This is a genomic window from Microcoleus sp. PH2017_34_RAT_O_A, assembly GCF_020737885.1.
Classification (GTDB): Bacteria; Cyanobacteriota; Cyanobacteriia; order Cyanobacteriales; family Microcoleaceae; genus Microcoleus.
Map to the genome: position 1 here is coordinate 1 of NZ_JAEQDD010000097.1, position 12543 is coordinate 12543.

General features: G+C 45.5%; 10 protein-coding genes. 5 read left to right on the top strand and 5 right to left on the bottom strand.

What is annotated here, in order from left to right; genetic code table 11:
- Positions 1-148 precede the first annotated feature (148 nt).
- Positions 149-1525: an ATP-binding protein gene (locus JGK11_RS26115; protein WP_293204398.1), complete on the top strand. Its 1377-nt coding sequence runs from the start codon at positions 149-151 to the stop codon at positions 1523-1525.
- A 176-nt stretch (positions 1526-1701) separates the two neighbouring features.
- On the opposite strand, the gene JGK11_RS26120 is transcribed toward JGK11_RS26115, so the two are convergent.
- The gene (locus tag JGK11_RS26120; protein ID WP_293175420.1) at positions 1702-2487 is read right to left on the bottom strand and encodes an ion transporter; all 786 of its coding nucleotides are present in this window, start codon (positions 2485-2487) and stop codon (positions 1702-1704) included.
- 110 nt (positions 2488-2597) lie between these two features.
- On the opposite strand from JGK11_RS26120, the gene JGK11_RS26125 reads away from it, so the two are divergent.
- A complete protein-coding gene (locus JGK11_RS26125; RefSeq protein WP_293213451.1) occupies positions 2598-4334 on the top strand; it encodes a pentapeptide repeat-containing protein in 1737 nt (578 codons plus the stop codon).
- Positions 4335-4580: 246 nt separating this feature from the next.
- Here JGK11_RS26125 and JGK11_RS26130 read toward each other — a convergent pair whose 3' ends face one another.
- Together JGK11_RS26130 and JGK11_RS26135 are read right to left on the bottom strand one after the other, a co-directional pair.
- Positions 4581-5204, bottom strand: coding sequence for a DUF4276 family protein (locus JGK11_RS26130; RefSeq protein WP_293196580.1), 624 nt, complete (start codon positions 5202-5204; stop codon positions 4581-4583).
- Positions 5198-6394 (bottom strand): AAA family ATPase, encoded by a 1197-nt coding sequence (locus tag JGK11_RS26135; protein ID WP_293213453.1) that lies wholly within the window; start codon positions 6392-6394, stop codon positions 5198-5200. The genes JGK11_RS26130 and JGK11_RS26135 overlap by 7 nt, the downstream gene beginning before the upstream one ends.
- A gap of 343 nt (positions 6395-6737) precedes the next feature.
- Here JGK11_RS26135 and JGK11_RS26140 point away from each other — a divergent pair, with 343 nt between their 5' ends.
- Positions 6738-7082, top strand: coding sequence for an NAD(P)H-quinone oxidoreductase subunit M (locus tag JGK11_RS26140; RefSeq protein WP_293175428.1), 345 nt, complete (start codon positions 6738-6740; stop codon positions 7080-7082).
- A gap of 397 nt (positions 7083-7479) precedes the next feature.
- Positions 7480-8661, top strand: a complete 1182-nt coding sequence (locus JGK11_RS26145; protein WP_293175430.1) for a transposase — start codon at positions 7480-7482, stop codon at positions 8659-8661.
- Positions 8662-8722: 61 nt separating this feature from the next.
- Here the strand turns inward: JGK11_RS26145 and JGK11_RS26150 are convergent, their stop codons facing one another.
- Both JGK11_RS26150 and JGK11_RS26155 read right to left on the bottom strand, forming a co-directional pair.
- On the bottom strand, positions 8723-9028 hold the full coding sequence (locus JGK11_RS26150) for a hypothetical protein (RefSeq protein WP_293189496.1): 306 nt from the start codon (positions 9026-9028) through the stop codon (positions 8723-8725).
- A 253-nt stretch (positions 9029-9281) separates the two neighbouring features.
- The gene (locus JGK11_RS26155; RefSeq protein ID WP_293175434.1) at positions 9282-9482 is read right to left on the bottom strand and encodes a hypothetical protein; all 201 of its coding nucleotides are present in this window, start codon (positions 9480-9482) and stop codon (positions 9282-9284) included.
- 285 nt (positions 9483-9767) lie between these two features.
- Here JGK11_RS26155 and JGK11_RS26160 point away from each other — a divergent pair, with 285 nt between their 5' ends.
- Entirely contained in the window at positions 9768-12137 is a 2370-nt protein-coding gene (locus JGK11_RS26160) for a protein phosphatase 2C domain-containing protein (protein WP_293189497.1), read from the top strand.
- The last annotated feature ends 406 nt before the right edge of the window (positions 12138-12543 follow it).

The window sequence follows — 12543 nt, forward strand, 5'->3', positions numbered from 1 at the left end:
GCTGTCTCTTTAAATAACACTTTGAGTGAGTCTGTAAGTTTCAACATGGCTTCAGTTTAGTTCATTCAGTCCGGGACGATTTATTTTTTGGAAGTCCCTTAAGTCCTCATTTTGCTTTAAGAGCGTGTTTCGGCAACTAAAAGTTTCAGTGGCAAATACATTAAGTCCCAAACTCCTCGGCCCTTCACTCTCCGAAGGCAGCCATCAAGATCTTTCCCTAGAGTCTACCCTCCAAGATTTGCCCCTGTATCAATTTCAGGTTAAATCGAGCTGCTTGGCCGTAGTAGTTGCCGAAATCTTTGAACAGAATCGCCCAATCCCGGGAGCCGTATTGATAGAAGCAGGAAAATTGGTCGGGATGATATCCCGCAGACAACTGCTGGAATATTTGCTCAAACCCCAAGGCCCCGAGCTATTTTTGCACTTACCGCTGAAGGTTCTCTACAGTTACGCTCGCGTCGAAATATTATTGCTTGCAGAGAGTACAACCATTTTGGCAGCGGCTCAACAAGCTCTGCGTCGATCGCCCGAATTGCAGTCAGAACCAATCGTAGTCCAAATCGACTCCCAATCTTACCGGCTCTTAGATCCTCACGCACTAAACATCGCCTACTGGCAAATTCGCGGCATAGAAACTCAAGTCCGCTACGAAAGAGCCCAAACTCAAATGATTCAAAGCGAAAAAATGGCCAGCTTAGGTCGTTTAGTCACCGGAGTAGCCCACGAAATTTTAGATCCGGTAGGCTTCATTTGGGGCAATTTAACCTACATCAGCGAATACAGCAAAAACTTAATGCAGTTGCTCTCAGTTTACGACGCGCACTGTACCAATCCCCCGCCAGAAATAGCACAGCTAAAAGAAGATATAGACTATGACTTTTTGCAAAACGATTTCCTCCGAACAGTTACCAGCATCAAAGCCGGAGCCGAACGTTTGAGGAAATTAGCAAGCAGTTTGCAAAACTTTTGCCACATCGACGATGTTTATCCCAAACCAGCCGACTTGCACGCCAACATAGATAGCATACTTTTGCTGCTCAAAAGTCGTTTGACCAGGGAAATCAGAGTAGTCAAAAACTACGGATACCTGCCGCCAGTTCAGTGCTATGCAGGACAGCTAAACCAAGTATTTATGAATATCTTGACCAATTCTATTAATACATTAATTAACGAAGCAGTCGGTCAAGAATTGGCGAAAGAGTTCAAAGGTGGAGTAATAAAAGACTTCGAGCGCCAGCCTCAAATTGAAATCACAACTCAAGTCTGCTGTCCCGAACCTGCGAGTGATTTGGATAAATTACACGTTCGCTGGGTTTCGATTCGCATAGCAGATAACGGCCCAGGAATGTCACCTAACAAGTACAATAAAATCTTAGAATCATTCTCTACCGAAAAACGCGCCCTCAAAGAAACGAGCTTAGCCGTTAGCTATCAAATAGTGACCGGCAAACACGGCGGCGCCTTCAGAATGCGATCGCAATTAGGCACCGGTACCGAATTTGAAATCTTGTTACCCTTAGCTTAAAGAAGTTATTAGTTATTAGTTATTAGTTATTAGTTATTGGTTATTGGTTATTGGTTATTGGTTATGAGTTATTAGTTATTGGTTGGTTCTAATAACCAATGCCCAATGCCCAATGCCCAATGCCCAATGCCCAATGCCCAATGCCCAATGCCCAATGCCCAATGCCCCATTCGCAATTACCTCTTACCATTATCTAACTGAGTGCCGCATATTTTACAGAATTTAGCATTAGCATCATGTACAGACCAACCGCAACCCGTACAAACAGTTTCTACCTGATTAGCACTTTTAACTAACTGCTTGATCAAATCCCCCAATTGCCAAGGAATCAGAGCAATCCCCGTCACAATCATCAAAATAGTCAGAAAACGACCAGATTCCGAAATCGGAGTAACATCACCGAATCCCACCGTAGTCATCGTCACAACCGAGAAATAAACAGCGTCCAAAAAAGTCCCAAAACCTTCAGGATTTTCGGGATGTTCAACTTGATAAATCAAACCAGAATAAACAAAAATTATCGCCAGCAAAGTAAACAGAATTCTGGAAAAAATCACTCCATCTTCGCTGCTGATGCGAAAAACAGAATTTTTCAATTCCAGAAAGCGGATGAGTCTAAGAATTCTAAACCAGCGAAAAATCCGAATAAAACTGACATTGACAAATCCAAAAAAGAATGGTAAAATCACCAGCAAATCGACGATAGAGAAAAAACTAAAAATAAACTTAATTTTATAGTCAGCGCACCAAAGTCGCAGTAAATACTCGACAGCAAAAACAACTAAAAGGGCGGTGTCGAGAGTTTGTAATTTGATTCTAACGGATTGGGAAATCGGATAAGTTTCAGCGATAAAGCTGGCGGAAGAGAGGAGAATTAGTCCGGTAATAATTAAACTAACGGTTCTCCCTGTGGGCGTTTCAATATCTTCTAGATAAAATGCAATTTGTTTCCGGTTTAACATAAATAATCTGTATTGTAGGCTGGGTAGGGACACAATATTGTTGTATCCTCTCTAACTAATAGCTTAAAATATTTAAAGCGCTAATTTCAAATATCAGGTAATTATTGAAGATGACTATCGAATTAACGAAGGGTGACAGATTTAATCTTTCTAAGGAAGCTCCTGATTTCAATAAAGTTGCGATCGCCCTGGGTTGGCAAGTCAGCCAGACAGCACAAAACTACGACATTGACGCATCTGTTTTCATGTTAGGCGCTGACGGTCGAATTCCCGATGAAAAATATTTTGTATTTTACAACAATTTGACATCGCCAGACGGCGCGGTGCGGCATTCGGGAGACAACACAACGGGACAAATCGAGGGAGATGACGAGACGGTTTATGTGGATTTGAGTCTGATCGATGCTGCTGTTGAGGAAATTGTGTTTGTTGTTACCATTCACGAGGGACAGGCAAAGAATCAAAATTTTAGTCAAGTCAGAAATTCGTTTATCCGGCTTTACAATCTCAAGACTGGTAGCGAACTGGTTCGGTATAATTTAAAAGAGGTTTTTTTGCAAGAAACGGCTTTAGAGTTTGGACGTTTGTACAGAAAGAATGGTGAATGGAGATTTCAGGCTGTAGGACAAGGATATAATGCTGGATTGCAAAGTTTTGTGGACAAGTATCATGTTGAGAAAGCAGTTGAGAAGGGCGCGAATGCTGGTGGGAAGGTTGATGATGCTGAGGTTTTGAGGCGTTTTTGCGATCGGGTGGATAAGCAATTGCAGGAAGTGGCTGCGGGAGAGTCTGTTGCTAATCCTGTGAATGCGGATAATGTGGAAGTAGATGGGGATGTAGATAGTTCAGTTCAAGAAAGTCAGGAACCGGCACTGACTGCTGAGGAATTTTGGCGGCGGTGTAGAGACGGAGAACGAGATTTTACAGGCGTTAACTTAGCAGGAGTGGATTTGAGCGGAAAAATTCTGGAATCTCCCATTAGTTTCAGTCAAGCAAACCTGAGTAATGCCAACCTGAGTAATGCCAACCTAGTCAAGGCAAACTTGATTGGAGCTAACCTGCAAGAGTCAAACTTAAGCTCAACCAATCTGCAACAAGCTGATTTGATAGAGGCAAAGTTAAGCAGTGCGAATCTAACTAAGGCAAAATTGGAGTATGCAAAACTGATTCAAGCGAATCTCCGTCAAGCAATATTAAGCGATGCAAACTTCACAGGAGCAAACCTCACAGGGGCAAATCTCAGTGGAGCAAACTTAACAGGGGCAAATTTTGCGGCTGCTAACCTAACTGCTACCAATCTAAATAGTGCTAACCTAACTTCTGCCAATCTAAATAGTGCTAATTTGGCAGGAGCAGATTTAAGCAAATCAAATCTAAACAACGCAAGCCTAAGTGCTACTAATCTGACAGGCGTTGAATTGACAGGTGTAAGTTTTATGGGAGTAGACCTTACGAACGTTAACTTGAAGGTCGCTAACCTCACAGGTGTAAGCTTTGTTGGAGCTAACTTGAAGAGAGCTAACCTCAGAGGTCTTGACCTGAGAGGTGTTAATCTTATTGGGGTAAGTTTGGTCGGATTAACCCTAGATAGCATCAACTTGAGCGGGCAAAACTTAAGGTGGTTCAATCTATGTGGAACTAGCTTGAGTGGTGTCAATTTGAGTGAAGCCGATCTAACTTCAGCAGACTTGCGCGGGGCAAACTTGACAATGGCAAACCTAGAGAAAGCTAATCTGAAGGAGGCTAATTTGGCGGGAGCAAACTTAACAGGAGCAAAGATGGAAGGTGCAAAACTAACGGGCGCAATTATGCCAGACGGCAGAACTTACAAGAGAACTCGCAAATAAATTAATGTGTGTAATAAAAACTTCAATCCTTATATTTCTGGAGTGACGCATTGCGACTAAAGAAACCGGGTTTTTTGCCGAATCTGTCGCCCCAAACCCATATTTTCGCGAAAAAACCCGGTTTCTGGCCCCTGTACTGGATTTAAGCACTGCGACTCTGAGAAACCGGGTTTTTTGCCGAATCTGCGGGCTGAAACGAAATATCTCGAAAAAACCCGGTTTCTGGGCCCTGGCGCGCAAGTCGTTCTAGTTGCCTTGTTCCATTAGTTCGGTGAGAATTCTAAAAATACGATCGCACTCTGAAGAAGCCTTGCGAACTTTGTCAGCATCCAACAGTTCTAACAGCTTGGAAGCGTGCTGTATCTTTTGATATTCGCCTTTCGATTTTGTGTCGCGGGTAGCTGCTTTCATACTTGGTTCTAACAAATCCTTTTCAATCATCTCTACATTCCTATTTTTAGGAATCGCATTTTCTTTAAATCCCTGCCCGTAAAATCTTTTCAAAGTATCAATATCAGCAATCAACCAAGCTTCCATCGCTTGAACCATCAGATAGCAATGAGTGTCATCCACCCCAGGCGAATCCCAATTATCCCTCGACTTCAAATGCTCCCAAGGCGACTGCTTTACAGGTGCTTCTGAGTCAACTAAAAGGATGACAAAGGCATTTGGGTGATCTTCCAAAGCATTCTTAAAATTCCTGAAAGCATGATTCCTAGAACCGCAGAGAATGATCTGCCACTTGATTTTCTTGCTTTGGGCAACCTGCACCAGTTCTTTGAAAAAACTGCTAAATCCTTGTCGGAGCAATTGCTTTGTATTCTTGCCATCGCCGCCACCTTCGATGTAAATGCGAACCTCCTTTACCATCGGTTTCCCCCGATTTCTCCCATCCGCCAGAGGTCTCCCAAACTGTAATTCTCAAGCCATTTTTTTAGTCGATCGCCATCGAGACGGTTCAGGTGACTTCCTCTATCATCTCGATCGCATATTAACACAGACTCAGGACTCAGCGCCGACACTAAAGCATCGGAATGAGTTGTCACAATCAATTGCGTGCGCTGTGAAGCTTCGATTAGCATTTCAGCAATCGCAGGCAAAATGTCGGGATGCAAGCCAATCTCCGGTTCTTCAATACAGATAAGTGGCGGTGGAGTTGGATCTAGGAGTAAAGCTATTAAGAATAAATAACGCAGCGTACCGTCTGATAAACGGGTTGCGGGAATTGGCTGAATCAATCCGGTTTCGCGGATAAATATCTGGACAGTACCGCCATAAATCTTGATACTCAGTTCTTCGGCTGCATCGTAAAATATTTTTAATTTTTCAATAATCTGCCTGCTTCCTAATTGATACTGTAAGTTGTTTAAAACCAGTCCTAAGTTGCCACCATCTTCTAAAAGTGGATGTTCCGGCAAATCAGTTTGTTGAGCTTTTCTCGATACTGAATCTCTCCCTGTCTGCCAGTTACGATATAAACCTATTTGGGAAAATGTATTACCCAGATATGATAGCTCTGGATATTGTTCTGGATCTTTTCTTTGAGATAAGATTGATTGATCGGGAATGATGTCTTCTCGCCGCAGAGTCCGCAACTTTCTTGTTTGCTCGTTGTCCTCTGTAACGTTGATAACTGGGCGTCCCCAATTATTATGACGGTAATAAAAAAATGGCTCGCTTTCTGAACTATAGCGCGGTTCCATATCTTCTATAGCTTCGTCCACTACCTCAAGTCTCTGACCGGATGTGGTAAAACTAATCTGATAGCGCAGTGGCATCGCTCGTTCTGGGTAATCTAAAATAGCCTCAATTTTTGCTGTAGGAATACCTTTTTCACCTTTCCACAAAAAATCGCTGATGCCTCCGCCTTGACGGATCGGAGCAGGTAAGTCTGTAGGTGTTGCCTTCAACACTCCCATCGCTTCGATTAAGTTAGACTTGCCCGATGCGTTAGTACCGATCAACACGTTTAATGGTTGCAGTTCAATTGTTTCCCCCTCACTTCCATAGGAAAGGAAGTTTTGCAGTTGCAGGGAGTGAATAAATTTCTTGCCTTCCACCTTGTCCTCCTAGGCGAATTCTCAACTATTATACATTGCGAATGCTTTCGTTTTTAGTGTTGAATTAAGTAAGTCTCAAAACTAAAATGTTTGTAGTAAGGACTGAAGTCCTTAAAAATAGAAGGACTGAAGTCCTCACTACGAACCTGACTGCGAACATGAAAATACGATCGCCCTTCCCCCCTTTCCCCCTCTTCCCCTCTCTCTTCCTTCGCGACAAGAGTGCTTACGCGCGGCGCAAGCCTAACACGTCTTCGCGGTTCAATCCTCGTCATCCCAGTCCTTCGCGCATCTCTGTGCCATTACAATAGGTTCAGGAAAAAATCTTTACAAATAAGAACTCATGCAGCTCAAGTCCACCACCCGCCATATTCGCATATACACCGCCATCCTCGAAGACAACGAACTCGTACCCAGCAACGACCTTTTGACGATCGACATTGACCCAGATAACGAACTCAACTGGAACGACGAGTCAGTCAAACAGGTATATGCCAAATTTGACCAACTCGTAGACTCCTACGAGGGCGAAGACTTGACGGAATACAACCTCCGCCGCATCGGTTCGGAATTGGAACACTTGGTGCGATCGTTCTTACAAAAAGGCCAAATCAGCTACAACCTCAACAGCCGCGCTGTCAACTACAGCATGGGACTTCCTCAAGTTGATGCCAAAATTCACCTCTAAGGGGAGACGGGGAGACGGGGAGACGGGGAGATTAAAAAAATCTTCCCTCTTCCTTCTTCCTAATGACTAATGACTGCTGACTAATGACAACTGACAACTGACAACTGACAACCGACAACTGACCGAAATCATCCAGGATACAAGCCCCCGGATTCATCCGTGGAGAAATAAAAAACCTGTATCCGATGAAACTTGCCCCCCGAATTTATCCGTGGGGTCAATGCTTCAATCTAAAATTCTTCAATCTAAAATCTAAAATCGATTGACCGAAGAAATGGGTACAAGCCCCGTCCTTCCTGGACGGCTTTCAAGTCTTAGTCAAGCAGAATCAAAAGCTTCATCGAGGATTCTGAATAAATACATATCCGTTTATTCAGAGGAAGGCTAGAATGGTTTTATGCTGAATTTAACCTACGAGTACAAACTCATTCCGACCGACGCGCAGCGCGAAACCTTCGACCAGTGGCTTGATATTTGCCGCAAGGTCTACAACTTTGCATTGCGTGAGCGAAAAGATTGGGTTAACTCCCGTAAGTGCGATGTTGATTCATGCAGCATCAAGCAGGAGTACATCATCACGAATGATGCACCCCGACCCACTTTTGCTCGTCAGTGCAAAACACTCTTCGAGGCAAAGAAATCAATCCCTGAATTGAAGCTGCCTCATACCCATGTCTTGCAGCAAGTGTTGCGTCAACTCGAAGCAGCGTTTGTCGCAATGTGGGAACGGGGTCACGGTTTCCCTAGATTCAAAAAAAGGATGAGATCGTTTGTCTTTCCGCAACTGAATTTAGAATCCGTGAAACGATTCGATGGTGAGGATTGGGTCAATCTTCCTAAGATTGGTTTGGTCAAAATGCACTTGTCGCGTCCCATTCCTGATGGCTTTGAGGTCAAGCAAATTCGTGTTGTGAAACGCGCATCTGGCTACTATGCGATGCTCACGTTGCAGTGCGATGTCGAAGTCCCTCAAGTTTCACCATCAGGTCACGGACTAGGCATTGATTTGGGGTTGGAACATTTTCTAGCAACGTCTGATGGTGAGTTGATTGATAGACCTCGATTCTTTGTGGATGGACAACGCAAGCTGAAATTGCTGCAACGTCAACGGTCGCGCAAGAAAAAGGGTTCTAGAAAATTTCGTCAACTCCAACATCAAATTGCTAATCATCACGAATACATCTCGAATAGCCGCAAGGACTTTCATTTCAAAACCGCTCATCATCTATGCGACCAAGCGCAGACTGTGTTTGCTGAGGACTTGAATCTCAAAGCGATGTCAGCCGGAATGCTCCGCAAGCACACTCTGGATGCAGGGTTTGGACAGTTCCTCAACCTCTTGAATCATGTTTGTTTCAAGAGGGGTGCATACTTTGCTAAGGTCAATCCTAATGGAACAAGTCAAACTTGTCCTAGATGCCAGACGCACACAGGCAAGAAGGAACTGTCTGAACGGATGCACAAATGCCCTGAGTGTGGGTTTGAAACGAATCGAGATGTAGCAGCCGCGCAAGTGGTTTTGCAACGTGGATATACAGCGGTGGGACACATCGCAGTGAATTTTGGGGAGGGCAAGTAGCATGAGCTATCCTGATGAACCAAGAATCCCCAAGCTGCAAGGCAGGGGAGTTGTCAATAGATCAATCTTCCTCACTCCCCACCGTTTCTGCGTCTTTCCCGCTCTTCTTGGGAGTTACCGCACAATTGGGATCGCGCTGCAAAAACTGTTTTACCGCAACTTGGCGGTTGGTCATAAACTGACCCCAAGCGCCCGGAAATAGCCCATCCAAGGTTTCCACCAGCGCCCATACCTCAAGATTCATCACTTGGTAATAAAAACCGTGAGAATGCTTAATCTTAGTCAGCATTTCGTCTACCTCGACGGTCGGGAGCAGCTTCGGATCGGGCAAATTCTCGGGAATGGTACTGGACTCTTGTACGGGCATGGTTAGTAACTCAACAGCTTGCAGAGGCCGATCGATTTTAAATTTGAGATTTTAGATTTTAGATTGATACCACAGATGAATCTGGGGGCTTGAACTAATATCTAATTTTTTGTGCTGCTTGCGACTCCTGTCGGGGGCTGGCATCGGTATGCGGGTAACGTTAAATTTAACTAGACAGGCGAAACTCAGGCACTAGGCACCGATCGCCCTTCGCGACAAAAGTGAGAATTGATACTTATTTATACCTGCTGGCTCAGGGGACTTCTACGTACCTGCATCCTAGCATTACAGTCAGTTCAAAGTCTCTATTCCCGCTCAAAGTCGCGATTGCTTCGTCCATTGGCACGATCGGGAATATGCTAAAAACATCGCGCCCTTCAGCTTCCTGACTTCGGTTCCGTCGCGCCTGAGTCAAGCTATGAAAGCCGATCGCCAGATTTATCCGAGCGCCCACAAAATGGTAGACTGTTTTTGTCAGTACAAGACATTAAAACTAACTGCTGGACTGGGGGAAAGTCACGCCTAAAACATTATCTGGAGAAATCACAGAGCACCGAAAAGTGCTAGCTTGGTGAGCCTAGGAACCTGAAAAATCAGGAGATTAGCACTGTAAAGTCTTAAGAGTCCCCGCGTGCTGAGAAAGCGGGGGTGTAAAATAATCGCCACGTATCAACCCATCGAGGTTCAAGCGCTAGAATAGTTCAGATCAGCACTGGGCCCAAAGGCGTCAGGAACCCTTATGCAAAACTCTGTGCCAAAACACTATTTGTGGGCTGTAGGTGAAGGGATCAAAGCTTGTAAGCCGGGCGATCTGATCGCGGGTCGCTATTTGCTCAAGCGCGATCGACTTCTTGTCGATACTCAACCGGAACAGTTGCCGGAAATGCCCGAAGAGATTCCGAGTTCGATCGCTCCTTATCTGAGACTGTTTGCCTATCAGTTGCACGTACCTCAAGTATACGGACTGGTATCGTCCCGGCTCAGCAAGCTCTCGGGAGATATCTGGCTGCTGGAAAACGCACCTATTTTAAAGGTGACGGAATCATTAATGCCGGAATTGGCGGACACCTGGAAAGGGGCAGCCGCCATGCGACAGCTCAATTGGCTGTGGCAAATTGCCAAAGTTTGGCAGCCGTTTATCGCTCAGGGCGTGGCTGCGACGCTGCTGACTCCGGAACTGCTACGGGTGGAAGGGCAATTAGTTCGGTTTTTGGAATTGCAGCCCGATCCCAAACCGCCTAGTTTGTCGCAATTGGGCAAATTGTGGCAGCAGTGGATCGATGATGCTCACCCCGCAATCGCCAATTTTTTGCGACAGCTTTGCCAGCAAATGGTGGCCGGTCAAGTGCGCCACGGCGAACAACTGATGGGCCAATTGGATAAAGCTTTGGCAAAATGCGGCCGATTTTACGATCGGACTGTGGAAATTGCCACGGGCACGGATGTCGGTAGAGCGCGGGCTCACAACGAAGATGCTTGCTATCCGCCCGATGGTACGGTGTTTGCCGGAATTCCGGGATCGGAAGCTTGTGCGATCGTCTGTGACGGTATCGGCGGACAAGACGGCGGCGAAGTCGCTTCGGAATTGGCGATTACTGTGCTGCGGGACAAGTTGCTGCAAATGCCCCTGCATCAAGCTAATTGGGACCCGCTGAGCCTGACTTCCAAGCTGGAACGGGCAGCTTGTGCTGCTAACGACAAAATAGCGGGTCGCAACGACACGGAACACCGCCAAGGCCGCCAGCGCATGGGTACTACCCTGGTGATGGCTTTAGCGCACATTCACGAGCTCTATGTCGCCCACGTGGGAGACAGTCGGGCTTACTGGATTACCCGCACCGGCTGCTATCAAGTTACTCTCGATGACGATGTGGCTTGCCGCGAGGTACGTTTGGGCTACTCCCTCTATCGGGATGCTTTGGAACAAGTGGCCGCCGGAGCTCTGATTCAAGCTTTGGGCATTACTTCTTCCAACACTCTGCACCCGACGGTGCAACGTTTTCCGGTGGATGAGGATTGCGTTTTGCTGCTGTGCTCCGACGGTTTGAGCGATAAAGACCGGGTTGAGCAATGTTGGGAAGAGGAGATTTTGCCGATTCTCGACGGTAGCATTACTGTGGCGAAGGCGCGCGATCGACTGATCGAGATTGCTAATACTAGAAACGGTCACGATAATGTCACTGTAGCTTTGATTCACTGTCAAGCACATTTGAGGGAAGAAAGCAATACTTTGACAGAATTGTCTGTCGCACCTTTAGAAGTGCCGATGGAACTAATTGCTGACAGCGAGGATATGCCAACCGATTTGACGGAAAGCCCCAGCCTTAGCGATACGAATTCTGAAGTGAAAACGCAGTTAGTACGATCGCCCGACAAAGGCAAAAGTCTATTTACGCTGCTGGTAAAAATAGTATTTTTGTTGGGTTTGGGGGGTGTATTTGCTTATTTTTTCATTCCTCCGGTGGGTCGGGCGATCGATACTGCCGGGGAGTCGCTTTTCGGTAAACGCCGTTTAACTAATCCTATAAACGGGTCGGGGAAAATAGTTGAATCTGCACCTACTGCGAGCAAGTCTTTAGAAAAAGGCACGTTTATAGAGATTAAAAGTTCTGGGACTGGGGAATTGGATCCATTGGGCGATCGCTTGAATTTGCGAGTCGCCATCGGTGACTCGCCCATTAAGGGAACAGTCCCCGCGGGCAGCATTTTGCAGGTAACAAACAAACAGCTTACGCCTCAAGGCAACTGGCTGGAATTGAAAGTTTGTTCTATTCCTGAAATAGGGCGATCGAACTCTCCCAAGCCCAAGTTAAATAAGGATTTTTCTAATGTTTCAACACCAGCAGTCAGTCCATCTCCGGCGGTAGCAAGTTCCTCGCCATCTCCGGCGGTAGCAAGTTCCTCGCCATCTCCGGCGGTAGCAAGTTCCTCGCCATCTCCCACGGTTAAACCAACAGTGGGAGTAGAAAGCGCCAAATTGCAAGCGGGGGAAATCGGATGGATTCAAGAACAAGATGCTGTTTCTCAGATAGCAACTAATCCGAGTCCCAACCCGAATCAACAGGGGAAATGCGCTGTTGCTTCTGACTCAAATCCCAAAACTAATTAAACTGTTAAGGCTGGAGTTTCAGTTGACAGTTGACAGTTGACAGTTGACAGTTGACAGCTTGAGGGCTACCTCTCCATAAAAGGAAGAGGATTGAAATAGTGAATAATTTTGTTTTATTTCCCACCTAAAAGGAGGAGGCTTTAAACCCATTCTTCTTGGTAATCTTTTTCTAAAAGATGAGGTGTTCGACGGTAATGCTAAATAGTAATTGGTAATTCGTAATTCCTTGTGCCTGTTAGCTTTGTCAGTTTTCTGGAGATAAAGACGCTCTTCGTACTATCAACCAGTCACAAAAATTGTCATACTTCATGGAGAGTGAGAAAAGCTATGTGTTGAGCAGATTTGATGAAGTTACCAATAAATATTACATGGATCGAGCCGATTTCACTAACAATCTTTCATTGAT

What these genes read in the sequence shown, in the direction of transcription:
- JGK11_RS26160 (WP_293189497.1), top strand. Translation starts at nt 9,768, where the DNA reads ATGCAAAACTCTGTGCCAAAACACTATTTGTGGGCTGTAGGTGAAGGG.
- JGK11_RS26145 (WP_293175430.1), top strand. Translation starts at nt 7,480, where the DNA reads ATGCTGAATTTAACCTACGAGTACAAACTCATTCCGACCGACGCGCAG.
- JGK11_RS26130 (WP_293196580.1), bottom strand. Translation starts at nt 5,204, where the DNA reads ATGGTAAAGGAGGTTCGCATTTACATCGAAGGTGGCGGCGATGGCAAG.
- JGK11_RS26125 (WP_293213451.1), top strand. Translation starts at nt 2,598, where the DNA reads ATGACTATCGAATTAACGAAGGGTGACAGATTTAATCTTTCTAAGGAA.
- JGK11_RS26150 (WP_293189496.1), bottom strand. Translation starts at nt 9,028, where the DNA reads ATGCCCGTACAAGAGTCCAGTACCATTCCCGAGAATTTGCCCGATCCG.
- JGK11_RS26140 (WP_293175428.1), top strand. Translation starts at nt 6,738, where the DNA reads ATGCAGCTCAAGTCCACCACCCGCCATATTCGCATATACACCGCCATC.
- JGK11_RS26120 (WP_293175420.1), bottom strand. Translation starts at nt 2,487, where the DNA reads ATGTTAAACCGGAAACAAATTGCATTTTATCTAGAAGATATTGAAACG.